The 24,463-nt window shown below is 59.8% G+C and carries 26 protein-coding genes; 10 read left to right on the top strand and 16 right to left on the bottom strand.

All coding sequences use genetic code 11. The annotated features are described in order from the left end of the window. The first annotated feature begins 53 nt into the window (after window positions 1–53). On the top strand, window positions 54–236 hold the full coding sequence (locus J7447_RS17740) for a hypothetical protein (protein ID WP_022998920.1): 183 nt from the start codon (window positions 54–56) through the stop codon (window positions 234–236). A gap of 163 nt (window positions 237–399) precedes the next feature. Here J7447_RS17740 and J7447_RS17735 read toward each other — a convergent pair whose 3' ends face one another. From J7447_RS17735 to J7447_RS17725, 3 genes are read right to left on the bottom strand one after another with little or no spacing between them, the layout of a single operon-like run. Next, window positions 400–1,566, bottom strand: coding sequence for a glutathionylspermidine synthase family protein (locus J7447_RS17735; RefSeq protein WP_209170460.1), 1,167 nt, complete (start codon window positions 1,564–1,566; stop codon window positions 400–402). 15 nt (window positions 1,567–1,581) lie between these two features. Continuing rightward, on the bottom strand, window positions 1,582–2,253 hold the full coding sequence (locus J7447_RS17730; RefSeq protein WP_055657285.1) for a PspA/IM30 family protein: 672 nt from the start codon (window positions 2,251–2,253) through the stop codon (window positions 1,582–1,584). Between the two features lie 33 nt (window positions 2,254–2,286). Next, entirely contained in the window at window positions 2,287–2,727 is a 441-nt protein-coding gene (locus J7447_RS17725; RefSeq protein WP_022998923.1) for a DUF2170 family protein, read from the bottom strand. A gap of 163 nt (window positions 2,728–2,890) precedes the next feature. On the opposite strand from J7447_RS17725, the gene J7447_RS17720 reads away from it, so the two are divergent. The 7 genes from J7447_RS17720 to J7447_RS17690 all read left to right on the top strand — a co-directional run bounded on the left by J7447_RS17720 (window position 2,891) and on the right by J7447_RS17690 (window position 7,939). Continuing rightward, window positions 2,891–3,946, top strand: a complete 1,056-nt coding sequence (locus tag J7447_RS17720; protein ID WP_022998924.1) for an ion channel — start codon at window positions 2,891–2,893, stop codon at window positions 3,944–3,946. After that, the gene (locus tag J7447_RS17715) at window positions 3,927–4,574 is read left to right on the top strand and encodes a DUF2491 family protein (protein ID WP_022998925.1); all 648 of its coding nucleotides are present in this window, start codon (window positions 3,927–3,929) and stop codon (window positions 4,572–4,574) included. Before J7447_RS17720 ends, J7447_RS17715 begins: the two co-directional genes overlap by 20 nt. A 20-nt stretch (window positions 4,575–4,594) precedes the next feature. Beyond that, window positions 4,595–5,005, top strand: a complete 411-nt coding sequence (locus tag J7447_RS17710; protein WP_022998926.1) for a DUF350 domain-containing protein — start codon at window positions 4,595–4,597, stop codon at window positions 5,003–5,005. A gap of 90 nt (window positions 5,006–5,095) precedes the next feature. Further along, window positions 5,096–5,662, top strand: a complete 567-nt coding sequence (locus tag J7447_RS17705; protein ID WP_022998927.1) for a DUF1190 domain-containing protein — start codon at window positions 5,096–5,098, stop codon at window positions 5,660–5,662. Between the two features lie 101 nt (window positions 5,663–5,763). Continuing rightward, window positions 5,764–6,342 (top strand): glutathione peroxidase, encoded by a 579-nt coding sequence (locus J7447_RS17700; RefSeq protein WP_209170456.1) that lies wholly within the window; start codon window positions 5,764–5,766, stop codon window positions 6,340–6,342. 350 nt (window positions 6,343–6,692) lie between these two features. Next, window positions 6,693–7,379 carry a metal-binding protein ZinT gene (locus J7447_RS17695; protein WP_209170455.1) on the top strand — a complete coding sequence of 229 codons (687 nt, stop codon included), beginning with the start codon at window positions 6,693–6,695 and terminating at the stop codon, window positions 7,377–7,379. 209 nt (window positions 7,380–7,588) lie between these two features. Next, the gene (locus J7447_RS17690) at window positions 7,589–7,939 is read left to right on the top strand and encodes a carboxymuconolactone decarboxylase family protein (protein WP_022998930.1); all 351 of its coding nucleotides are present in this window, start codon (window positions 7,589–7,591) and stop codon (window positions 7,937–7,939) included. Window positions 7,940–7,972: 33 nt separating this feature from the next. On the opposite strand, the gene J7447_RS17685 is transcribed toward J7447_RS17690, so the two are convergent. Further along, window positions 7,973–8,824: a LysR substrate-binding domain-containing protein gene (locus tag J7447_RS17685; RefSeq protein WP_152504799.1), complete on the bottom strand. Its 852-nt coding sequence runs from the start codon at window positions 8,822–8,824 to the stop codon at window positions 7,973–7,975. Window positions 8,825–8,971: 147 nt separating this feature from the next. Between J7447_RS17685 and J7447_RS17680 the strand changes: the two genes are divergently transcribed. Continuing rightward, a complete protein-coding gene (locus tag J7447_RS17680; protein WP_286189240.1) occupies window positions 8,972–9,892 on the top strand; it encodes a DMT family transporter in 921 nt (306 codons plus the stop codon). 19 nt (window positions 9,893–9,911) lie between these two features. On the opposite strand, the gene J7447_RS17675 is transcribed toward J7447_RS17680, so the two are convergent. From J7447_RS17675 to J7447_RS17645, 7 genes are all read right to left on the bottom strand, one after another. Beyond that, on the bottom strand, window positions 9,912–10,742 hold the full coding sequence (locus J7447_RS17675; RefSeq protein WP_209170454.1) for a PD40 domain-containing protein: 831 nt from the start codon (window positions 10,740–10,742) through the stop codon (window positions 9,912–9,914). Window positions 10,743–10,890: 148 nt separating this feature from the next. Then, window positions 10,891–11,919 (bottom strand): LacI family DNA-binding transcriptional regulator, encoded by a 1,029-nt coding sequence (locus tag J7447_RS17670; RefSeq protein ID WP_209170453.1) that lies wholly within the window; start codon window positions 11,917–11,919, stop codon window positions 10,891–10,893. 11 nt (window positions 11,920–11,930) lie between these two features. Further along, the gene (locus tag J7447_RS17665; protein ID WP_209170452.1) at window positions 11,931–13,412 is read right to left on the bottom strand and encodes a glycerophosphodiester phosphodiesterase family protein; all 1,482 of its coding nucleotides are present in this window, start codon (window positions 13,410–13,412) and stop codon (window positions 11,931–11,933) included. Beyond that, on the bottom strand, window positions 13,412–14,470 hold the full coding sequence (locus tag J7447_RS17660; RefSeq protein WP_055657263.1) for an ABC transporter ATP-binding protein: 1,059 nt from the start codon (window positions 14,468–14,470) through the stop codon (window positions 13,412–13,414). Before J7447_RS17660 ends, J7447_RS17665 begins: the two co-directional genes overlap by 1 nt. After that, a complete protein-coding gene (locus tag J7447_RS17655; protein WP_022998937.1) occupies window positions 14,470–15,297 on the bottom strand; it encodes a carbohydrate ABC transporter permease in 828 nt (275 codons plus the stop codon). The genes J7447_RS17660 and J7447_RS17655 overlap by 1 nt, the downstream gene beginning before the upstream one ends. 13 nt (window positions 15,298–15,310) lie before the next feature. Next, a complete protein-coding gene (locus tag J7447_RS17650) occupies window positions 15,311–16,618 on the bottom strand; it encodes a sugar ABC transporter permease (protein WP_022998938.1) in 1,308 nt (435 codons plus the stop codon). A 65-nt stretch (window positions 16,619–16,683) separates the two neighbouring features. Next, a complete protein-coding gene (locus J7447_RS17645) occupies window positions 16,684–18,054 on the bottom strand; it encodes an extracellular solute-binding protein (RefSeq protein WP_022998939.1) in 1,371 nt (456 codons plus the stop codon). 173 nt (window positions 18,055–18,227) lie between these two features. Between J7447_RS17645 and J7447_RS17640 the strand changes: the two genes are divergently transcribed. After that, window positions 18,228–18,755: an HAD hydrolase family protein gene (locus J7447_RS17640; protein WP_230057641.1), complete on the top strand. Its 528-nt coding sequence runs from the start codon at window positions 18,228–18,230 to the stop codon at window positions 18,753–18,755. Window positions 18,756–18,825: 70 nt separating this feature from the next. Here the strand turns inward: J7447_RS17640 and J7447_RS17635 are convergent, their stop codons facing one another. Genes J7447_RS17635 through J7447_RS17615 form a run of 5 tightly spaced genes read right to left on the bottom strand, consistent with a single transcriptional unit; the run spans window position 18,826 to window position 24,454 of the window. Continuing rightward, a complete protein-coding gene (locus tag J7447_RS17635) occupies window positions 18,826–20,493 on the bottom strand; it encodes a hypothetical protein (protein WP_209170451.1) in 1,668 nt (555 codons plus the stop codon). Then, window positions 20,490–21,248, bottom strand: coding sequence for a glycosyltransferase family 2 protein (locus tag J7447_RS17630; RefSeq protein ID WP_022998942.1), 759 nt, complete (start codon window positions 21,246–21,248; stop codon window positions 20,490–20,492). Before J7447_RS17630 ends, J7447_RS17635 begins: the two co-directional genes overlap by 4 nt. Then, a complete protein-coding gene (locus tag J7447_RS17625; protein ID WP_209170450.1) occupies window positions 21,248–22,720 on the bottom strand; it encodes a hypothetical protein in 1,473 nt (490 codons plus the stop codon). The genes J7447_RS17630 and J7447_RS17625 overlap by 1 nt, the downstream gene beginning before the upstream one ends. After that, on the bottom strand, window positions 22,717–23,655 hold the full coding sequence (locus tag J7447_RS17620; protein ID WP_209170448.1) for a lysylphosphatidylglycerol synthase domain-containing protein: 939 nt from the start codon (window positions 23,653–23,655) through the stop codon (window positions 22,717–22,719). The genes J7447_RS17625 and J7447_RS17620 overlap by 4 nt, the downstream gene beginning before the upstream one ends. 10 nt (window positions 23,656–23,665) lie before the next feature. Next, window positions 23,666–24,454 carry a glycosyltransferase family 2 protein gene (locus J7447_RS17615; protein WP_209170446.1) on the bottom strand — a complete coding sequence of 263 codons (789 nt, stop codon included), beginning with the start codon at window positions 24,452–24,454 and terminating at the stop codon, window positions 23,666–23,668. Window positions 24,455–24,463: the final 9 nt, after the last annotated feature.

Raw genomic sequence — 24,463 nt, 5'->3', positions numbered from 1 at the left:
CCTGTGTGCGCTCCGTTTATTCCATGGACCCATAACCAACACAGGAGGACCAGATGGACCTTTCCATGAACGACCTCAGCCCGAAGCTTCGCAAGGAAGCCGAACAGGAGGCAGAAAAGATCAAGCGGGTCGCTGACAAGTCCAACGCCGGCGGACAGCTTGGTGGAACGTTTTTCGGACAGGAACAGGATGACGGCATGGCACCGCCGAGATCAGTTGCAGCCGGCCGGTCCTGATACCGGGTTTCACTTCAGGGCGGGCTGACACAGCCTGCCTGTGAACCGACCGGCGGCCGTGAGGCGCACGAAAACAAGAACGACCCATAAAAAACGGTCGCGCCCGGCCGCCGGGTCGGTTTCACATCCAACCATACCCCGTCCACCAGCGCGTTTTCGGCAATCAGCTTTCCAGAATGACATGCGGCACAAACCGCGACAGGTCTTGCGTCACCGGTGCCTTGTCCTCGCGCAGGCAAATGCCCGATGCCTGGCCGCCAATAACCCATGAACCGATCATGACGTAGTCGTCACCGAATTTCGGCGGTTCCGCATAGGCCTGCAGGATGTGGCCTTCCGCGCCATACCCGCCGGGCGTGCTGAGTTCTTCAGATCCGAGACCGCGCACCGTGATGTTGGCACCCTCCCGACTGAAAAACGGTTTGCGCACATGCGGCCCCTTCAGGAATGCCTCATCCGCCTCCCCCTCGAAATAGGACGGCAGCAGGTTCGGATGGTCCGGAAACATCTGCCAGAGCAGCGGCAGGATTGCCTTGTTCGACAGCACAGCCTTCCAGGGTGGCTCAAGCAACTGTATCGGCGCATCGGGTAGATAGGGGCCGTAATCCTCGCGCAGCATGTCTTCGTAGGGATACAGCTTGAACAGGGCGTCGATCACGAAACTGTCGGCGTCGGCAAACCGGCTCTCGCCGTCGAGCCCGATCTCTTCCACAGCAACAAAATGCGGTATCAGCCCCGCCTGCCGCGCGCAGTCTTCCAGATAGCGCACGGTTGCACGATCTTCGTCGTGATCCTTCGATGAGGCGAAGTGAATGTGATAGCCGGGCGCGAACATGGCAGCGAACCGCTCGATCAGGCGATCCTGAACGGAGTTGAACTGATCGCTGTCGGTCGGCAGAACGCCAGCCGCCATCTGCTGCTCCAGCCAGATCCACTGAAAGAAGCCGGTTTCGTAAAGCGCTGTCGGCGTATCGGCATTGAATTCGAGGAGCTTTGCTGGCCCGTTGCCGTCGTAGAAGAAATCGAAGCGGCCATAAAGCGAGGGCTGTTGCTGCTCCCAGGAATTGCGGATCCAGGAGCGGTACTTTTGCGGGATCGCCATCTTGTCCATGAGACTGTCGTCACGGACAGCCCGATCAACCAGATCGAGGCACATGCCGTAGAGCTCCTGCGAGGGATCCTCGAGGTCGTCCTCAATCTCGCGCAGAGTAAACTGATAGGCGTGGGTCTCGTCCCAGTACGGTGCGCCGTACATGGTGTGAAAGCCGAAGCCGAGGCGCTCGGCTTCTTCCTTCCACCCCGGTCTTTCAGGAACTGCGATCCGCTTCATGGTGCAAGCGGGACGTCAGAGCTTCGCCAGAAGAGCCTGCACGTCGTTGCGGGCCGGGTTCTCCAGGGCCTTGATCTTGGCTTCCAGATCGGCGCCGCTTTCCAGGCGAGCGTCTTCCTCAGCCGCTTCCAGCATGGCCTGCTGTTCCGCCTGACGCTGTTCCAGGCGTGCGAGGCTGTCGACCGCACTGGCCAGCCGGCCGTCGGAAGCCGTGGTGTTGGTGGACGCCGCCTTCTGGGCCTTGATCAACGCTTCGTTGGCCTTTGCGCTTTCCATCTTGCGCTGCAGGGTCTCGATCTTGTTCATCGACTGGCGAATGGTGCTGTCCATGCGCTCTTCGGTGGACTTGTACTGATCGAACAGAGCCTGGTCGGCTTCCGCCTTGTCCCGCAGTTTCAGCACGCTCTCGATGATCTCGATGGCCAGCGGCTCGTCGCCCTGTGCCTTGGCATTGCGGGCTGCTTCCGTGCGCCGCTCGATTTCGCTCATCAGTTCGGCAACGGATTTTTCCTTCAGCTTGCGGTTGGCCGCCATGCGCGCCTTTTCGTCCTTGGCTGCACCGATCGCCTGTTTTGCTTCGCGGATTTCCTGTTCCAGGATCGTCATCAGGTTGGCGTCCTGAACGGATTCCGCGGCATTGTGGGCGTGGCCCTTGAACGCCGTAATCAATTTGCCCCAAACACTCATTTTCAAATGTCCTTCTTCAAATTGGCGGCGGGATCAGGCAGCGGCCTTGGGACCGACGTCGGCGGCCAGCTCCAGAGCGCTGTTGGCGATGGTGCGCAATTCCGTCTCGACCGAATCCAGTGTCGAGCGCACGGACATGGCGCCGAAGAGCTCGTAATATTCGCGTCCGTCGATCATATCGATGGACAGGGCGCAGAGCGGCAGCAGCTTCTTGTGATTGCGCAGCATCATCGCCTCGAAGGAGGCCGGGTCCTCCTGGGCATCGCAAGGCCACAGAACCGTGGACGTCAGGATCTGGGTTTCGCCGACAACCATGAACAGTGTGATTTCACCGGCCGAGTGAAGCTGGACTTCCAGCACGCCGGCCTGATCGGAACTCACCGTGCAGCTGATTTCACCTGCCGCGAAGGAATCCGATTGCTCCAGAGCTTCCTTCAGCTCCGCAAGTGTCCAGGGAGATTGCCGCGTACTCATCCAAAGCCCTCCATTTCAAATCCGGTGCCGGGATCCGGCCTCGAACAAGTAGAAGCCCCGTCTAGCCGTTTCAAGCGATTATTCGGAAAGCTATGCCGAATTGACAATAGGGCGGGCTCTGGTCAGAGTAGCCGGCGACCGAAACAGGGGGCAAATTTCAGCGGTGCCAATCCTGCAACTCATCATTTCTCGGCTCTACCAACACGTCCTCGAGCTCAAGCTCTGGCTGCTTGCGACGCTGATATGCGCCTATATGGTGATCTCGTGGATCCTGTTTTTCCTGGCTGGTGAAACAGGCCTGACGGGCAATCCGCTGACCTTCATCTATTTTGCCGCGACAACCGCCTCGACGGTCGGTTACGGCGACCTGTCTCCGTCGACGGAAGCAGGCCGGATGGTGGCCGCCTTCTGGTTCTTCCCGGGTGCGTTGCTGATTTTCTCGGCCGTCCTGGGCCGGTTGACGGGTGTCCTTGTGGAAGGAGTGAGGCGTATGGCTGACGGCAACGGAAACTATGAGCGCGTGCAGAACGCCACGGTGATTGTCGGCTATCACCGGGACAAGACACCCTTGATGGTGGAGAACCTGGTTGCCGGCCAGGACGGAGACGACAAGATCATTCTGCTTGCGGACTCCAAGAACGTGGAAGTGCCGGAGGGCGTGCGGCTGATCCGGGCCGAACGCATGGACGCCCTGCAGTCGCTGCGCCGTGCGGCCATTCCAGGCGCGCAGAAAGTGCTGGTCTACGCCGGCTCGGATGCAGAAACCTTCAACACCTGCCTTGCCATTCGCGAACTTAACGAGACCGTTCACATTGCGGCCTATTTCGAGGACCGTGACACCGCCCGGCGCGCAGGCAACCTTGCGCGAATCGAACCGGTGGTGTCGAACGCCTGCGAAGCACTGGTACGCGCTGCGCAGGACCCCGGCGCGGGTCAGATCCTGATGGCCCTTTCCACAGCGGGCCTCGGCGCGACCATTTATTCGGCCATCGTCCAAAGCGGGGGCGGCACTGAAACCGACAAACTGGAACAGGCCCTTTCAGGCGCTGAAGGTACGCTGATCGCGGTTTCCCAGCCGGACGATCCGGATTTCCTGTTCAGACCTTTCCCCAAGACGTTGAAGACTGGCGGCTCGATCTATTATCTCGCCAACAAACGTCTCGCGGCGGGCGAGATCACGGCCGGTCTGGGGGGAGCTGATGTTCGGATCACTGTTTAACAAGAAGGACAAAGGCTGGCAGCCGCCGGAAGTTCTCGGTCTGACCATCGGCAGAGGCATTTCCTTTGATCCGATCGCGCTTCGCCTGCTGCCTGCCGACAGTCTGATCGAACGTCCCGACACCACTCTGATGATCACCGCCCAGGGGCATTGCGACCTTGGCGAACAATCGCACATGCATCGTTTCTATCCTGACGACGACCGCTTCCTGATCCAGTTTCAGGGCGGCGACGGCAAGAACGACGAGCGGGTCGACGAGATCATGCTGTGGTACTTCTACGACGTGCAGTACCCGACCGGCGACACCGAGTGGAACCGGGTGAAATCCGCGATCCGCCAGACGAGCTTTTCACTGCCGGGCGAAGATCGCGACTACCGTTTCGAGCGGGCCTGGTTCGATACGTCGACTGCGCCGGAAGATCCGATGACCTACTGGGAGGAAGTGTGCGACGACCGCGAAGGCCGCGGAAGGCGCAAGATCTTCCAGACCGCCATGCTTTTTGCCCGCCCCCTGCAGGACGGCCGGGACGAAATGCTGCTCGTCAACATGGAAGAGCCGGAAAATGCGGAACGCAGCGTCGCGTTCATGCTAGGCTTCCCGCTTGAGCGGCACAATTTTTCTGTCTGAACTGAATAGTGGAGACCAATATGGCAGACCTTCAGGCGTCCCTTTCAGGCATCGTTCCTTTTATTGCCTATTTCATTACAGCCATCGTCATGCTGCTGATTTTCATGAAAATCTATACCGTCATGACCCCGCATGACGAAATGGCGTTGATCAAGGAAAACAACGTTGCCGCTTCGGTGGTCTTCAGCGCGGCCTTCCTCGGCTTTTCGCTGCCGCTGGCCAGCGCCGCGGCGAATTCCGTGAGCATCATCGACTTCATCATCTGGGGCATCATCGCCTGTGCCGCACAGCTTGTGGTCTACCAGGTCTTCCGCCGGTTCTTCCCGAAGGTCACGGACCGGATCAAGGGTGGTGAAATGGCGATCAGCACCAATCTTGCTGCCATTTCATTGACGGTCGGCCTGCTGAACGCCGCCTGCATCACCTACTGACCGAGGCGGTACGGGCCGCCCTGCGCTGATGCCCCGAACCGTATCACGCAAAGCATTTCATCAGACCGTTTGAAGGTCGGGAGAAAATTCATGAAACGCTCCAAGTCGATCAAACTGGTGGTCATGGCAACGACGACCGTGACCATTGCAGGCTGCTCGGACGAACCGACGCTGGATGGCCGGGTCTACAAGACCGAGGCGGAATGTGTCGCCGACAGCTACGTCCCGGACGAGGTTTGTGTCGAGGCAATTACCGCCGGCAAGTCAATCCACAAGGCCTCCGGACCACGCTATGACACCGTCAACCTGTGTAACGAGCAACACGGCAACAACGTTTGCGCCTACGACAGTGCCACCGACGGCTCTTCCTACTACACGCCGTTTCCGGCAGGTTATTTCCTGGCAGGGGCACTGACCGGCGCCGTTACCAACCAACTGATCCAGAGCAACGTGCGCCCGGTCTATCCGGAACGCGGCAGCAAACGCTACTACACATCCGGCGGCTATTACGTCGGCAGTTATGGCGGCGGCAGCTGGCGTACCTATGACGATGCGGTGAAGACACCGCCCAAGCCGGCAAAAGTCCAGACAAGGACTTCCGTCGCTTCACGTGGCGGTTTCGGCAGTCGGTCGAGTTCCGGGTTCCGCGGCGGGTAACGGCCGACAGAAGGCAACCGGCATTCAGGTACTGCGGCACACACGCGGTGATCTGTTGCCAGCCCCGGCGCGTATCATTGCCAAAGCGTGAGGGTGTTGAAATGTACCGGCTTCTTTCTTTCGTCTGGTGTCTGGCGGCAACGTGCCTTTGTGCCGTTGCTCAAGCCAAGGACCTTGAGGGCCAAAGCGAAGCAGCTCAGTCGGCCCATGCCTTCACCTTCGAAATGCCCTATGGCGAACCGATTGCGCTCAAGGATTATGCCGGCAAGGCCATTCTGATCGTCAACACGGCAACGGAATGCGGCTTCAGCGGGCAACTGGCCGGCTTGCAGAAGCTGCATGAAACCTATTCGGACCGCGGCTTGCTTGTGCTCGGGGTTCCGTCCAACGATTTCGGCGGCCAGGAACCGCGCGCCGACGGCGACATCGCAAAGTTCTGCGAAGCCAAGTACGGCGCCGAATTTCCACTTGCCGCCAAGACGGTCGTGAAAGGCGAAAAGGCCCATCCTTTTTATCGATGGGCCGCAAGCGAGCTTGGCCCCGCGGCACGCCCCTACTGGAACTTCCACAAGTATCTCGTCGGGCCGGACGGCAGCATCCTTGCCTGGTTCCCGACGCCTGTGCCGCCGACTTCATCGGACGTGACCGCCGCGATCGAGAAGGCCTTGCCCGGATCCTGATCCCCGGAAGCGATCGACAGCACCTTTTCAAACGAAGCGAACAACTCGCAATCAGGCGTGTAGGCCCTCTTGCGGACGGCTGTCCTTCAGAAGGCGCGTCTTCCCAAGAAGAACACCCCGCTCTTTCCCCCATCTGATTATCTCCCACTCCTCGGTGTGGCTGCTTGTCTGTCTGGTTGGCTGGCTAGCTGGCTGGCTGGCTGGCTGGCTGGCTGGCTGGCTGGCTGGCTGGAAATTGTAACTTTGACATTGCCAGGCCACGTGGATTGCGTTAGGCAGTTTTAGTAATGTAATAACATTACGAATCATTTTGATACTTTCCCTCCCCCAATCAGCAGAGGATCAGATCCATGCAATCTCGGTTTGGCAGACTGGCGGGCGCATGTGCGCTCATAGCGTCGTTTCTCGTGGCCGCTCCCATCCAGGCGCAGGAAGCCAAGGACAACTCGGCTAAACACGACCATTCGCACAAGCATTCACATGATCACTCGAGTGATGCCGAGCGGCAGATTTACAAGGGGTACTTCGAGGACAGCCAGATCCAGCCGCGTCAACTCACCGATTGGCAAGGCGAATGGCAATCCGTCTATCCATACCTTCAGGATGGAACGCTCGATCCTGTCATGGCCCACAAGGCCGAACACGGCAGCAAGTCGGCTGAAGAGTACAAAGCCTACTACGAGACGGGCTATCGCACCGATGTCGACCGGATCGTGATCGGTGCGGACAGCGTGACCTTCCAGACCGAAGCCGGCGCCTTCGAAGGGCAGTACATTGCCGATGGCTTCGAGATCCTGAACTACAAAAAAGGCAATCGCGGCGTCCGCTTCATTTTCAGGAAAACCGCAGGTGATGACAGTGCCCCGGCCTTCATCCAGTTCAGCGATCACCGGATCGCACCGTCGAAGTCCGATCACTATCATCTTTACTGGGGTGAAGACCGGCAGCAAATCCTCAAGGAACTGACCAACTGGCCGACCTATTATCCAGCGGCATTGAACGGAGACGAGATCGTTCATGAAATGACGGCTCACTGAGACTGCAGACGAGCTGAAATTGACGATGGGCGCCGTCTGGTCACCAACATCGGCTCCGCGCCCATCGCTTCGTCCCGGTTTCGGGCGGCGTTTGCTGTCTGGCTGACAAAGTCATCCTCTGCCAACCAAAGCTTGAGCCACATCAACGCCTGTATTGTGGTCCGCGCCTAGGCTGCCTGACGTGATTTCCGGCAACATGGAGATGATGTATGGCCGTTTCCGACTGGAACGAATTCGTTGCACAAACCGATGAACGCATGGCCGCCGTGCGCAAAGGCATTCCGGAGGTCGCAAAAGGCTTCGGATCCCTGGCGAAAGCCGCGACTGCTCCCGGCGCGCTCGACGCAAAAACCAAGGAACTGATCGCGCTGGCCATCGGCATTACCGCGCGCTGCGACGGCTGCCTTGCCTATCACGCTCGTGCCGCAGCACGCCTCGGCGCGAACAGGGACGAGATCCTCGAAGTAATCGGCGTCTCGGTCTATATGGGCGGAGGTCCGTCCATGATCTACGGCGCTGAAGCGTTGGCGGCTTTTGACGGGCTGAAGGACGACGATTGATCGATGCCTGTCCTGTACTTTCAGGACATCCGTTCATCTCGTTTTCACCTCCCCTTCCAGGAGGGCTGTTGCCAGGGCTTCACATGCTCTGGATTCAGCCCGTTTGCTGCGTACCAGGATGATGTCCAGAGGCTCCAGTGGCGGCAGACCTCGGTCCTGATCGACATGTTCCACTGTTGGGGGAACCGCCATCTGCACGACGGCGGCAACGGCAAGGCCCGCCTCGACAAGCGTGACCAGCGCGGAATGGCTGAAACTGGAATAGGCGGAGCGATATCGCAGGCCGCTGCGGCCCAGCGCCGCCAGGGTCACTGTCCGAGCCTGGCTGCCAGGCTCGTAAAGGGCTACGGGAAGCGGGTCTCGCTCCAGCGCCTGACCATCGCGAGAGCTGATCCAGACCATCGGCTCCCGGCGGATCAGACGCCCTTCCGTGCCGCCCGTACGCGTAACGATCGCCAGGTCGATCTTGCCGTCATCGACCTGCGGCAGCAGTGCCGTCGACTGGGCACAGACGACATTCAGCTCTACACGTGGAAACAAGCTTGCGAACCGTCGCAAAACATCCGGCAGCATGGCGGCAATGTAATCGTCCGGCGCACCGATGGTGACCGTGCCTTCCATGTCGGGCCTGCGAAAGGCTTCCACCGCCTCATCATGCAGGCGCAGGATCCGTCTGGCGTAACCTTCCAGCTCCTCTCCAGCACGCGTGAGCGCTAGGTTGCGTGTATCGCGCACAAACAGCAGCTTGCCGATACGGTCTTCCAGTCGCTGGATCTGCATGGACACGGTCGCAGGTGACTTGTGCACGCGCGTTGCCGCGCGAGAGAAGCTCATCGCGTCGACACAGGCGAGAAAGGTTCGCAGAAGAGCGTGATCGAGCTGCATTATTCTTCAATATTTTCAACAAGTATATTCAGATTATATCGTTTGACCAAACAATGAAAGAGGCCTCAATTTACAGACCAGCGGCGGAAATGCGTCGATGTTGTATCAGTTTGCGGTGTGCAATCGCCGCCAGTCAGGACACGTCCCATGACCAGACAGATGGAAGGCATGATCGGTCTTATCGCGGCGCAGACCCTGCTTGGTACAATCGGATTGTGTGTTCTGGAAAGTGGTGCGGCCCCCGTTACCGTTGCCTTCTATCGATGTGCGATCGGAGGCCTGGCCCTGGCTTTCTACTGCTGGTATCGGGGTGATCTTGCCCGGCTTGCCAGACTATCGCCACGCATCCTGGCCATGGCTGTTGCCAGCGGCGTTCTGATGGCAGGCAATTGGGTGTTGTTCTTCGAAGGTATTCAGAGAACCGGCATTGCCGTTGCCACCATCACGTTCCACATCCAGCCGTTTCTCGTGGTGGTTCTGGGCGCCTTCGTCTTTCGGGAAAGGCTACAGGCGGTCACTCTCCTGTGGATCGGTCTCGCTCTGATCGGCCTTGCACTGGCCACCGGGCTGAGCGGAATGGAACTGACGGCAGACCGGTCCTATCTCCTTGGCCTCGCCGCAACCCTGGCGGCCGCATTTCTTTATGCCAGCGTGACAATCATCGCCAAGGGACTGACGGGAATTTCCGCTCCACAACTTGCCACCGTTCAGTTTGCCACCGGCACCTTGATGCTGGCAGCCTTCAGCCCTGCCGGTCCACTGACCTTGTCGGCAGACCAATGGGGATGGCTGGCGATCATCGGCCTCGTTCATACAGGCGGTGTTTATGTCGTACTCTACAAGGCCTTGCCGAAACTGACGACGCCAGTCATTGCCGTGCTGCTGTTCCTTTATCCGGCCAGTGCGGTGCTGGTGGATGCTCTTGCCTACGGCCATCTGATCAGCGCACTGCAACTTGTCGGCCTGGGGCTCATCATCCTGTCCAGCCTTGCGGTTACGCTGCGGTGGGGCGTCCGGAGACTGACCACAGCCGCCGATGCACAGCTTGTGCCGCCCACCTCCCGCTAGCGCTCGCGCACCTGTCCCGTCACGGCTCGTATTTCACATAGGCAAAGCGCCTGCTGTCCGGGGCCCAAGAGGGAACATTGAGCGTTCCCTGCCCGCCGAAGAGTGACCGCAGGATACGCGGAGTACCACCGTCGGCAGACATCAGGCGAAGCTCGACCGGCCGATTGGCAGGGTGTCCCGCCGTGCCAGCCTCATAGGCAAGATAGGCAACAAACCTGCCGTCGGGCGAAGGATGCGGAAACCAGTTGACCCGCTCGTCGCTTGTCATCTGCTGCAAGTCGCTGCCGTCCGGCCTGATGCGCCAGAGCTGAACAGATCCCGATCTTTCACCGTTGAACCAGATCCACTTGCCGTCAGGCGTATAGTCCGGTCCGTCGCAATGGTCGAAGTCACGGGTGACCTGTTTTTCCGCGCCACCGTTCAGGCCAACCGTGAAAACCTGGAAGGTGTCGCCGGTTTCCGGCCTTTTGCCGACGTAGGCAAGTGTCGCTCCGTCCGGTGACCAGCCATGCCAGTAGGATGGTGTCTGCGAAGTAATCCGCCGTGGCACGCCACCCGTTACCGGTAACGTGTAGATGCAGCTTTCCCCTGTCCCTGTCCCGTCACTGACCGCCAGCATCGTTCCATCCGGTGACAGGCCGTGGTCATTGTTGAGGGCTTTGGCAAAGCCTGTGTCGATCTCGATCAACGCCGGATTGTCGAGCGGGAAGCGGTAGAGCCGGCCACCACCGTTCACAATCAGTGCGGACCCGTCAGGCGTCCAGTTGGGCGCTTCCAGATGGCGGTCCGTTTCGTACAAAACGGTTTCCGTCCCGGTTTCAATATCGATCGTTGCAAGAATGCTTTTCATCATATGCTCCAGATTTCTCCGGAGCTTGGCACGGGACAGCCCTTCGGAGAAAGGCCGGATATGGCGCCCATCAGCTGACCGGCGCTGCTAATCCAACATGCTGTTGGGCAGCAGCAGTTCGATTGGTACCCCTGAACAAGCACCTCGCTCAATCGCCAGCTGGCCCCCGGGAGGTTGCCCGCTGAACGAGATGTACATCGCATACCCTGACCTGCTGCGGCAGGTCAGGGTTTTCCAGACGTTGCATCAGCAGATCGAGCGTCGCTTCACACAGGTCATGACGGCTCTGGGAGAAGGTGGTCAGGTCGTAAGCCTTCCACGCGGCTTGGGGAATGTCGTCGTAGCCGACCACCTGAATGTCCTGTGGCACGCGCAGCCCGTGGATGTGGCGCAGGCCATCAAGTACCCCAAGCGCCAGGTAGTCAGCTGTACAAAAGACGCCGTCGACCTCGCTGCGCACCCGGTGAACGAATTCCGCGGCCGCCAGTCCGCCGTCATAGGTCTGTGCGCCCCAGGCGATCCGTATCACCGGCACACCACCGTCATTGGCCGCCTGTTCGAATGCGAGCGCGCGGCCGTTGATGGAGAAGGACGAGCGTTCCGGCGTGACGACCGCCAGCTTTCGGCACCCGCTTGCGATCAGGTGTTCATACGCTTTCCGGCCACCGTCCTCGAAAGCGGTCACGACCCGGTCGACCGGTGCTCCCGGGTCACGCTTGTTGACCACCACCAGAGGCACACCGTTTTCGAGACATTCGATGCAGATCTCTTCCGGCGGAGTATCGGACGTGACGATGACCCCGGCGACACTGTATTGCAGCAGGGACCCGATCAGGTCGGCAACATCCGTCGATTTTTCTCCCCGCAGCAGGATCGGCCTGAACCCGCATTCCAGCAGCCCCTTGGACAGAAGGTCTATCTGCTCCGAGCGGAACGGATTGTCGAGATCGGCCGCGACGACGCCCACCAGGTCGGACTTCTGCTTGTGCAGCGAGCGGGCCAGCACGTTGACCCGATAACCGAGTTGACGCGCGGCTGCGATCACCTTGTCCCGGGTTTCCTTGGAGACGCTGGCACCGTCGGTGAAGGTTCTGGAAACAGCCGAACGTGACACGCCCGCCAGGCGAGCGACGTCGAAGGAATTGACTGTTTTCTTGTGACCAGGAACGTCAGGCATGTTTCTTCCGTTTATATGCTTTTACCGAGCATCCGGGCGACGAGAAAGGGCTCATTCACGTTGAAGAGATCCGGCTTCAAGGCCAGCAGGCGTTTGATCTCGGAAGGGTCGTTGCCCATGTAGGCGATCATCGCCTTGCGCCCGGCCGCCCTCACCGCGTCAAAGGCTGCCGGACCGGCATTCGTCGCATTGAATTCGACAATCCCGGAACGGAAGGTGGAGAGGCACGTGTCGAGGGACTCGAAATCCTCCGCCCGCACCATCAGTTTCGCTTGCGGAAAGGCATCGTGAATGGCTCGCAGTCTCCCGACATCATGAGCCCAGAAGAACACGTCCTCGGCCGCCATCATTCGCAGTACCTTGGACACCGTATGGTGCGGATCCGCCTGTTTCAGCTCGACATAGAGCTTGCCGCCCATTCGCAGTGCCGTTTCCAGAACCGCACACAGGGGCGGGATGCTTTCTCCTTCGAAAAACGGATCGAACTTGCGGCCGGCATCCAGCAATGCCAACTCCGCACCCGTCTTTTCCGTGATTGCACCACTGCCACTGGTGGTTCGGTCCAGCGTAGCGTCATGATGGACAACAAGCTGTCCGTCCGCCGTTTCCTGGACATCGATCTCGACATAGTCGAAGCCTGCTGCCCAGGCTGCCTTTGCCGAAGCCAGCGTGTTTTCCGGAGCCACCTTGCAGGCCCCCCGATGGCAGACGATTTCCGGGCTTGTGACAGCCGAGCGGGCGAACCTTGCGACCATTTCCGGCTGATCCGAACAGATACCGAGGATCGGCATCTTCACCAGAGCTTCGACCACATCGACACGCTCTTCATGCCAGGTCACGACCGGCAGTCCGCGCTCTCTTGCCCTGGCAAAGAACGCTTCATCCAGCAAACGGTCCGGCCGTTGCCCCGCGCGCTCCCAGCAGGGATGGACGATTTCGGCGCCGCACTGATCGGCAATCGGAAAAGGATCCGTGCCCACCCCGACCAGGATGGACACGGGATAGGGACAGCCGCCAGCGATCAGTTCGGATGCATAGTCAGGCGTGTTTGCGCCAACGATCACCCGCTCGATCCGTTGGGCCAGAAGCTCCGCGATGGCCAGCGAGGCCGCCTCGCCTTCCTTGGCATCCAGATAGATGCCCGCGCCAAGACGGGCTGCAAGCCCGGCAATCTGCGAGAACAGGGGGGCTTCACGGCCAGACTCGGCGGTCAGAGCCTGCAGCCGGGCGGCGGTCACGTCGGCAACCTTGAGGTCAAGTCCGCAGATTGCCTTGAGGTCTTCATCGTGAAAGGCAACCGGGATCCTGTCCACGGTCAGCCGAACATCAACTTCCCACATGTCCGCCCCAAGCTCATGGGCGATTTCATATGCCCGCAACGTGTTGTCGAAGGCATAGGCGCTGGCACCTCGGTGGGCGATGGAAAGCGGAACGGATCTCGGTTCGCCGAGCCAGGCGCGGCCCGGCTTGAAAGCTTGCAATGCCGTTTCCATCAGAGCCTGCCGCCGTCCGGACCAAAGGCAAGAATGCGGTCTTCCGCAATGCCCCAGGTGACCTCGTCACCCAGCTTGTAATTGCCACCATGCGGCTGGATCGACCGCAGCACGGCACCGTTTTCCAGGGTGACGTCGTAAAGCTCTTCCCGGCCCTGGATCTCGACGAAGCTGACCTTTCCGGTCACCTTCAGCGGGTGGTCCGGCTGAAAGAACTCCGGACGAATGCCGAGACGCATCGGCGCGCCGTGACCGGGGGCTGCAATGCCGGACGGGATCGGCAGTTTGACCTTCGAGTTTGCCAGGCGGAAACCACCATCTTCCGTGGCTCCGTCCAGAAACGCGATCGGCGGATTGCCAAGGAAGCCTGCGACGAAGTCCGACGAGGGGTTGTCATACATTTCCGAAGGGCTGGAAAGTTGGACGATCTCGCCCTTCTTCATGATCGCGATCCGGTCGCACATGGACATGGCTTCGACCTGATCGTGGGTGACCAGCACCGCGGTAATGCCGGTTTCCTGCTGAATGCGCCGGATCTCCGAGCGCATTTCCAGACGCAGTTTCGCATCGAGGTTTGCCAGAGGCTCGTCGAGCAACAGAATGTCAGGCTCACGGACCAGTGCCCGTGCCAGGGCCACGCGCTGCTGCTGTCCACCGGACAGCTGCACGGGGCGGCGCGCCATCAACTCTCCGATCTGGACGAGACTGGCGATCTCCTGGACCTTGCGGTCAATATCGGCCTTGTTCTCCCGGCGCACCTTCAGCGGAAACGCGATATTCTCGTGGACGGTCATGTGCGGATAGAGCGCATAGTTCTGGAATACGACGCCGACGTTGCGTTGCTGCGAGGGAACGGTCGTGACGTCCCGTTCGCCAAACAGAAGACGGCCACCGTCCATGCGGTGAATGCCGCACACGGCAAACAGCGTCGTGGATTTGCCGCAGCCGGAAGGGCCGAGCAGGGCCAGCATCTCGCCGCTGTCGATCGTCAGGGACATGTTGTCGATGACGGTGGTCTCACCAAATTTCTTGGTGAAGTTTTCAAGTGCGATACGCATCAGCCTTTCGTGCCTCCGCCGTAGATGTTCATGAGTTTGCGGTTGAAAACCACGTAGATGAAAATGACCGGAAGGGCGTAGAACAGCCCGATGGACTTGAAGAGGTTGAAGTCCGGCTTGCGGTCGTCCGCGATGATGTTCTGGAGATAGGTCGCCAGCACCTGCGACGCACCACTGGGGGCCAGAACCTGCGGCAGGATGAATTCCTTCCAGGCTTCCAGGAAGGAGAACAGCGCCAGAGCAGCGATGCCGGGCTGCACCTGGGGCAGAACCAGTTTCCACCACACGGTGAAACGGCTGGCGCCGTCGGTGATGCCCGCCATTTCGATTTCCCAAGGCACGGTGTCGTAAAAGCCCTTCATGATCCAGATGCCGAGCGGCAGCTCCAGAGCCGTCTTCACCAGGATCACACCGATCAGCGTGTTGTAGAGGCCGCTCATCTGCAGCATCAGGAAGATGGCGATGATCAGGGTCACTGTCGGGAAGGCGTGCAGGGTCAGGACGCCGCCAAGGAAGAACTTGCGGAACGGCATGTTCAATCGGGACAGAGCGTAGCCTGCCGTCAGCGACACCATCACCACGATCAGGCTGGTGGAACCGGCAAACAGGAAGGTGTTGGCCGTGACCGGCCAGATGCTTGCCCGTCCGGTTTCAGGCGTTTCGAACAGGAATTTCCAGTGTTCGAGGGTGAAGCTGTCCGGCAGGAGTGAACCTGCCGTGGTGTCGGTGAACGTGTCCACCACCAGGTAGAAATACATTAGCACCAGTGGCAGCGACAGGATGCTGAGCAGCACCAGGACAGGCCAGACGCGGAAGTTGGGTCTCATGTCCGTCTCTCCCCTATTGCTCGATTCGCGGCTTGGCCACGAGTTCGTTGAAATTGAAGAGGCGCAGATAGATCAGCGATGCGGCAATGCCGATGACCACCAGGACCATCGCCAGCGCAGCCCCGAGACCGTATTGCAGAACACCGCCATAGTTGTTCAGCGCGGTGTGGAAGGTGTAGAGCGCCCACACTTCGGTTGCCTTGCCCGGTCCGCCGTCCGTCGACAGGTAGATGTAGTCGAAGGACGTCAGCAACGAGAGCGTCTGATAGGCGGTGGTGAACAGGATCGGCCATCTGAGCTGCGGCAGGATGATGTAGCGGATCTGCTGGAGGCGATTGGCGCCATCCACCTCGCTTGCATGCAGCATGGTTTCGGGGATCGCCTTGATGGCGCTGGAAAACAGGATCATGCCGAGCGACGCCCCGACGAAACCGTTGATGAGGATGACAACCACCCAGGCATTGATGTCCGAATGCAGCATCCAGTTTCGCGGCGGTACGCCGAAATTGGCCAGAAAGCTGGACAGGAAACCGGTGTCCCAGGCCATCCACTTCCACATCATCACGTAGATGACGGGCGGCAGGATGCGCGGCAGGAACCAGATCGTCCGGAATGTGGTTGCGGCCGCGGCTGGCAGATAGAAGGTCGTCACAGCCAGGAAGAGACCGAATCCGATGTTGAAGGACAGCGTCAGCGATACGTAGATCAGCGTGTTGCCGGCCGCCCGGAGCGAAGACGGCAGCGAGGCGATCAGGCTGTAGTTTTCCGTCGTCCAGACCCAGCCGGTGTAGGCGGTCCTGGCAAGCTGATCGGTTTCGCTTTCCGGAAGGCCGAGCCCCAGCTCGCCAATGCCCGTCATGAAGGCTTCTTCCGTTTCAAAACGCGTGTTGAGGATCGAGCGCTTGAAGAGATCGGCGGCTTTCTTCAGATCGCGTGTCGAGCGCGGGCGTTCCTTCAGGCGCTTCAGTTCGCGCTCCAGGTCACGCCGGCCGGCAAAACTCTTGCCGGACAAACTGGCTTCGATCTCATGCGCGAATGCCTTGCCGTATTCGGCTTCGACGGCTGCGATACCGGCCGCGTCGATCTTGTAGGTGTCCTCGGCCAGACGATCTGCCGTGGCTTCCGGAAACCCCTGGTCCTTGAGCATCCGGATCGTGCGTTCCGTAACCTCATAGGCACCGCCGGAGGAAATGCCGGTACCGGAACTCATGCTGGTGAAGGAAAACATCATTGTCAGCGCCACCGGCGCCAGAAACAGAAACACAATGATGAAGAGCGCAGGGGCCATGAACCCCAGCCCGAGCAGGTGCGCGCGTCGCATCTTGTCCCCTTGAAATGTGAGCCGGGCGGCGGACCGCCCGGCAAGGCAGATGGAGGATGGATGGCTTAGCGGACGATCAGGTCGTCGCCGAGCACGGCGGTCATTTCCGCTTCCACTTCGGCAACTGCGTCAGCCGGAGACTTCGTGCCGGTCCAGGCTGTTTCCAGACCCTTGAACATGATCTCCGAGAACTTGCCGTAGTTCGGGTTGTTCGGCTGGGCATTGGCGTGCGGCAGCAGGCGACGGGTCGCTTCGGCTGCCCAACGGTCATTGGCGTAAAGCTCGATGTTGGACTGCTCCCGGGCAATGCCCAGGTGTGCAGACTTAATCGCGTGCAGCGTGTTGATGCGCGGTTCGGACGCGATCTTGATCAGCTGTGCGGCGATCTCGATATCGTCTTCGTCATCCTGCTTGGTGAGCAGATAGGCCAGCGGATGGGTGATGGTGTTGGCCTGGCCGTTTTCATTGCCTGCCGGAATGAGCGAGAACTGGATGTTGCCGAAGAAATCGTCCAGGCCTTCCTTACCGGTGTAGCGGGCATAGTGCCAGGTGCCGCCGTGCCACAGGGCCGCCTTGCCGGATGCCACTTCCGCATACCACTGGTCCCACTCGGTGCCGATGTGGTTCTTGCGGGTCACCTTCGCTTCGACAGCGTCCACGAAGAACTGGTAGAAATCGGTCATCGCCTGTTTGTCGAGGATCAGTTTGCCGGTTTCGCTGTCCATCAGTTCGCCGCCGAAGGACTGGTAAAACTGGGCATAATCCGGACCGTTGGAAACGCGCGGATAAAAGCCGTAGCCTTCTTCGACGATTTCCATGTCGACAGCTTTCTTGGCGTCTTCCAGTACGTTCTGGAGCGTATATTCGCCGGCTTCGACCTTGGCCGGAAGCGCGTCGATCTCTTCATCCGTGTAACCGATCTTCTTCATGGTTTCGCGCCAGAAGAAGAACGGACGGCTTTCGGCATCCTGCGGCAGACCGTAGACGACGCCGTTGTAGGTCGTGATATCGAGCAGGTTTTCGTAGATGTTGTTGATCGGCCAGGTGTCCATGTCGACATAATCCTCGACGGGAACGATCAGGCCGGACTGGCTCCAGGGAGCGATATCCAGGTGGCTGGTCACAACAATATTCGGGGCGCTGCCGGCTTCAGCGGCCAGGGTCACGGCCTGCTTGAATTCCTCCCAACCGGCAAAGTCACGCTTCTTTTCGACAGTAATGTTCAGGTCTTCACCAGCAATCGCATATTCGCGGGACAGGATGTCCGCCGCCATCTCGATAGCATCGAGACGGTAGACGTCGCTGTCATTGGAACCGCCTGCCCAGACGGTGATGGTGAGGTCTTTTGCCAGGGCGTCTCCGGCAAAAGCCGCGGTGGTGAGAGCCAGGACGGCAGCCGCTGTGGACTGGCGCAGTTTGGAAACGAGAATGCTCATCGTATTTCGCCTGCTGTCTGTGTTGCGACACCTCCCTCCCGGAAGTGCCATGTGGAAAGAATAAACATGTTTTGCACACGTGTGCAAAGCGGGTTCTAGCGGGCGGGTATTACGGGCATGTGACAGCGTTGCTAATTTCAGGAGCCGGACAATGCGACAACCCTGGCTTCATCTTGATCATAAAAGCCGATCACGACGGCGAGACGACAGACGGAGGGGCGCTTTACTCGGCCTTGATGATTTTTGGATATAGCAACACCCCGAACAACAATTTTCATGACCTTCCGGCTTCTGAGAAGCCGGACCAGCGGGGAGTTGAACCCATAAAGCGCCTTGTTATCGATTTGGACGGAACCCTGACCCTGGCAGACACGTCCGACTACAGGAACGTCTCACCGAACCTGCCCCTCATCGAGAAGCTGCGGGAGTACAAGGAACAGGGCTTCGAGATCGTGATCCAGACCGCACGCAACATGCGGACTCATGAGAACAATGTCGGCAAGATCACGGCGCACACGGTGCCGATCATCATCGAGTGGCTGCAAAAGCACGACATTCCCTACGACGAGATCTTCGTCGGCAAGCCCTGGTGCGGACATGAAGGATTTTATGTAGACGACCGCGCCATCCGGCCGGACGAGTTCGTCCGCATGTCAAAATCGGAGATCGACACCCTGCTCGACAACGCACCGAAAAACTGACGTCAAAACAGGCTTCGCAGCCGGCTGACCGCGAAGCCTGTCTATCTTTTAGCCGGCCGATTTATCGGTGTTACAGGTTCTGACCGTCCTGAACTTTCTTTCGGTAGACGGTCCAGGAAGGGCTGCTGGCAGCTTCTTCGTAGTGCTCCTGTACATACGGCCGGTAGATTTCCCAAAGCGCTTCTCCGGACGGGTCGCCATGACCCAGGATCACGAACTCCGCATCGGAGAAGAACTCTTCTTCCGGCTGGTGGATCTCTTTGGAGAAGGTTCTGCCATTGTGGAACCAGATCGGCACCCTGGCGGGTGAAGGCTTGTTGAGAAGGGCCGGAAACGGATTGGCGAAGTTGAGTGCCAGTACCGGCCCGGCATCCGGATCTGCAGCCCCGACTTCCTGCAGCAGGCTGAAACCATCCAGCATCCTGTTGTAGTCGACGGTTACTTCCTCATCAGGCTGCTCGAGCCAGCGCGGATGCAGCACGAAGCCTGCCTGCCCGGTATTGGCCAGCCGTTCGTCTGCCGGATACTGCCGGCTTTGCAGGAATTGCGCGACCATGGCACCGCCATCACGGGCCGGATAGATGAGGGCGATTGCAATGGTGAGGACCGACAGGATCTTCAGCGTCAGGGCCTTCGACTGTCTTTCGACGGAGACCGCCGCTGTTTCCCCCTTGCGGAAAAGTCCGGCCCACTGTGCGGCGATGATCGGAAGCATGGCATAGACCGGGCTTTCCGACAGCCAATGGTTCTGCATGAGAATGACGCAGGCCATGGCAGCGGCGACCAGGATCAGGACCACGGGTGTGAAGCGTTTGGGTTCAGCGCTGTTTTCGCACAGCAGGAGATAAAGCACAGCGCTGCCGATGGCCCAGACCGCAGCCTCCCCAAGCTGGGTAATCAGCTTGATGATGCGCCAGGTTTCCTTGGCAAATCCGGAGACGGTCTTGATGTCCGCAAGGTTCGCGCTGACCTGGCCCGTCACCAGCTCTGCGGCCGCAAGCGACGCCGCAAGGCCGATCAAGACCACAACAGCATGCTTGATCGAGACGTTCCGGAACACCGTTGCCGCGACCAGCAAGCCCACGAGGGCGGCGCCGAATGTGACCTTGATCAGAAAGACGACGGCAATCGAAAAGCCCAGCAGAAAAGCCTCCGGCACACCCCTGCGCCCCGGAGGACAGCAAAAGGCCACGGTTACAACAGCTGCAAGGGCCGCCGCCCAACGGTTATAGGGGGCAAGCCAGCTCATGCTGGTCTGGGCAAAGATCATGTCCGGTTCGCGCGGTGTCACAACTGTCGCGACCGCGACCAGCAGAACGAGGCCAAGCGTGCCGAAACTCACCTGTCGCGTCAGAGTGAGAATCGCCAGAACGAAGGTTCCAAGCCCGAATATGGCACTTGCCAGGGGAACCGAAGTCGCATCCTGCGGGCGCAGCTCGACAGCAATCCGGAAAACCCAGTCATAGACCGGTCCGATCGGACTGAAATAATCGACGCTGGAGGCCTGACCATAGGCAGATTTGTTTGCCGTATCGAAGGCGGTCCAAAGGTCGTGCAGGTAACGCTCGTGATCAAAGAACAGGTGCGGCAGCGTCGCGCTGACGGCAATCAGCACACCGGCGGCCAACAGGCCAAGCAAGCCGATAAAGCCGGAGGCATGGTCCTTTCGCAAATACCAGACTGCGACAAGCACCGGAAACAGCAAGATGGCAAAGGCATAAGTCGAAAGGGCAATCATTTGGCAATCGTCCACTTTGCTGCGGAAGGCGGCGGAGAGGCGATGAACGCTTCCAGTTGCTCCGGCGTACCGAGCATTCCGACATCCTCGAACGCCAGCTGACTGATGGAGACAGCCGCCCCGTCCGCGATGATCTGGTTGTACATCGGCGCGATGTAGCGCTCGCCCTTCTCCTCGCCACTGTTGCGGAAGAAGCGGGCATAGACGTCCCGGTAGCGGGCGACGCTGTCGAACCAGTAGAGGCCGACGGTCGCATGATCGGAAATGCGTTGCTTTTCGCGAAGCTCCACCACACGTCCATCCGCATCGGTGCGTGCGAAGGACCAGCCGTTACCCGGTCCGGGAAAACACGGGACATGCCCGGCACAAACCGCCGGGTCTGCCGGCTTCATCGCACCCGGCGCCACGTAAGTGTCGATGTTGAAGATGGCGAGTGGCTGGTTTTCCGAAGCCGTGGCAACCAGTTCCAGAGCTGTTGTCGCCTGGCCGTCGGTGAGTTCGTCAAGCTCGACGATGCCGTCAACCTGAATGCCGAGCGCCTTGCAGCGGGCTGTCAGGAACTCCGGCGCGTTCAATCCGCTGCGCACGGCAAAGCAGAACGACCAGCCCGCCTCGCGGTAGGCCTCCATCGAGAGCATGGACCAGTCGAACAGGGGTCGGCCGAGCGCCTCGATTTCATACTTCGGACGGTCGTAGCCCGCCTTGGTGAAACGGCTGCCCATCCCGGCCATCGTAATCGCTACTACGCCGCTCATCAGCTGGCCTTTCTCTGCCGTTTCTGTCCGCTTTCAAGCTGATCGAGGATCGAGGCCGCGATCAGCGCAAAGCCGACGAGTTTGTCGGGGTGGTCGGTGTGAAGCGGCAGCATCGACAGGAACAGTGACAGTTCGACCGCACGCACATGGGCGATGTCGAGGCCTTCCGCCTCCAGCCTGTCGCAGAAGTGCCGCTCGGCCCAATCCGCGGGAGGCGCGATCGTCCAGTCGAGTTCCAACCGCAGTTCCTTGTTCAGATAGACGCGGAACAGGCCGTTGTTGACGTAGTCATAGCAGCCCAGAATGGAGTGACTGATCTTGGCGACATCATAAAGCGGATGCATCATCGCATCATCCGCGGACAACGCTCCCCGCGGATCGATCAGCCGCATCAGCCCGATCCGCCTGTCGAACAGGACGTTGGAAAAGCACGGATCGCCGTGGGAAAACACCAGCTGATCCGTCGTGCCAACCGCCTTTCGAATGAAGGGGCGTGCCTGCTCCAGCATGTCGGGCAAACCACCGCGCGGACCGGCTTTTTCCAGAATCTGGTTGGTCTGTCTGCCGCGCTCCGTCTCCAGGAACCCCGCAAGCCGCTTGTCCAGTTTTTCCAGGATCTGGGTTTCGGCCCGCGCCCGGTCTTTCTTTCCCGGCGTTCTTGCATTCAGGTAATTGAAGATCTGATCGAGCAGGACCTTGAAATCACCTTCCGTGAACGAGTGATGCACCCATTGCAACGCCGCATCCGGGATCGCCAGATGCTCCATCTGGTAGCCGGCCTTCTTGCCGTCTTCCCAGAACCCGAACGTGGGCAGCAGGAAACGTTGCAGTTCAGGCGGTGCGGCATGGAAGAAGCCGTGCTCGGCACGCATTTTTGCAATGTCGGTGGACTGCTTGTGAAAGACGTTGTCTTCCGAACGAGCGGAATTGAAATGCCGAAGTTCCGTCGCACCGGACAGAAACAGCATCAAGTTGCGCGGCTCGCGGATATCGATGAAGCGGGCGTGGTCCGTGATGATCTCGGTACGATCGCGCAACGACAGCAGCAGGAGACGGCGGGCCTCAGGTGTTTCCGCGCATAGAAGCGACGCGGCTTCGGCATGGAACAGAACGGCGACGGCCTCATCGTCGATGACCGGGCTGGCGAGCATGGTCTTCAAGGCGTATCCGGCCTTGCGCACCAGCACCGAAAAGCCTTCCGGATCGAGCGGCGGCAGACAGAGCGGCACGCGCAGATAGATTGCGGCGTCGCCCCGGTCGCGGATGCGGTCTGCAAGCTCGACACCGCTTTCAGGCGACATCAGGTGTTCCACCGTTTCCGCGCCGGCCTCCAGGGACATGGCCGTCAGTTCTTTCGCCAGTGTCTGGCGGCGGCGCATGATGTCGGAGAACCGGACTTCGCCAAGCGCGGCCCGCACGCTTTCTGCCGGCGGATCCCGGTCGTCTAGGATTACGGAAAGTGCTTTCGTCATAAGGCACCGGTCCTGTTCTGGGCACGTAGCGGTTCGTTGCGCACTCGCGGAAGATAGATCCACATGGCGAGCGGCCAGACCAGCGCAAGGGACAGAAGACACAGGCTGCTCCAGGCGCCGATGGCGCCCTGGAAACTGGCAACTGGCCCCTCGAACACCCGCTCGGCCAGAAGCACGATCCCGCTGGTTTCGACAAAATTGGCGGAGGTGTATGCCAGCACAGTCGCCGCCAGGGCTTCCAGGCCCCAGATGACCATGGACATGACCAGCAGCACCGGTCCCTGTACGCGGAAAAGATCGGCCCCTCGTGTCGTGATCTGACGCAATCCGTCCAGCTGACCCAGGTGCCGCAGGGAATTCGGGTTCCGGTGGTTCAGAACCACATAATGTTGCACCGCCCGCAGGATGCCGGGGCCAAGCACGAAGACGACAAGGCCCGCCAGCACTGCAAGGCTGGTGACGGCCAGAAGGACCATCGGCCCGGTGGCCAGCGGACCGTGGTAGGCATAAACGACGACGAGCAGGACGAGGATCATCAATCCGTCGAAAAACCGCTCCAGAAGGATGATGATCAGCGCGCCGGGAAAGCTTTTGCCCAGATACCAGAGCTGGTGCAGCCTCAGGATCTCGCCAAGCTTGAAGGGAATGACGAGGGCACCCGGGCTGGTCACCAGATGCAGCAGCGCGCTGGAGCGCCCGGAAATGCCGAGCAGCCGCGAGGCCATGATTGCAAGACGAACAGCCCGCACACAATGCGAGCCGAGATAGATGCCGCCTGCAACAAGGAGCGCCTGCCACGGCTTGCCCGCAAGCTCACCCAGCCCCTGCTCGGCCAGCCACCAGACCGCCAGACCAAACGGCAGGAACAGGACCGCGTAATGCAGGGCAAGGCCGGCCGGCAACCTGGCCTGCCGCAAGTGTGAGGATGTCCGCACAGACCTCACCTCAGGCAATCCGTGTCGAGGGATAGGCGGAGCGCGGTGTCTGCCGGTGATCGGTCGCAAAGAAAGCGGCCGGCTTGAACAAACGGAAGCTGACAATGCGCAGAAGCTGAAAGCCCATCTTGCTCAGCTTGGCATTGGATATCTGGTCGTCTTCACGCCAGGTGAGCGGAAAGAACCCCAGCCGGAACCGGTTCCGGACAACACCCAGGATCAGGTAATAGTTGAACGTCAGGTCGTCGGCGTATTTCAGGTGAAAGCCGGACTTGAAGGCCTCAACCTTGAACAAGTTCAGTCCGGAGCCGAGGTCGAAAAGGCGCTGGCCGCTGATTGCCGAAAAGATCAGGTTGAAGGTGTGGTTGGCCGCCGTGCGCAGCAAGGAATAACCCTCCAGCTTGGAGCCTTTCATGAAGCGCGCGCCCATCAGGAAATCGAGATCCTTGTGACGGCCGGCCGCGATATGCGGCACGAGATCGGCAATCGCGCCCTGATCGTCACCATGCAGCACCACAAGATAGTCGTAGCCGTTCACCATCGCGAAATTGATCGCGACCTTGTGCGAACCGCCGAGACCGTAATTGTCGTCGTTGTGCAGCAAGGCCGTTTCGGCGTATCCGAGTTTCGCCAACCCCGCTTGTGCCGCCTCGCGCGTGCCGTCCGTCGACCGGTTGTCGACACACAGGACACCATCAACGACAGCCTGAACCTCCGGTGCCTCCAGTTGCTTCAGCACACGCGGGATCTGCGCTTCGCAATTGTAGCAGGGAATGAAAACGAGAACCCGGCCGGTCATGAAGGCCAC

This window comes from Labrenzia sp. R5_0 (genome assembly GCF_017743835.1).
GTDB lineage: Bacteria > Pseudomonadota > Alphaproteobacteria > Rhizobiales > Stappiaceae > Roseibium > Roseibium algicola.
The sequence above is the reverse complement of the archived record's forward strand: the minus strand, read 5'-3'. Positions and strand labels throughout refer to the sequence as shown.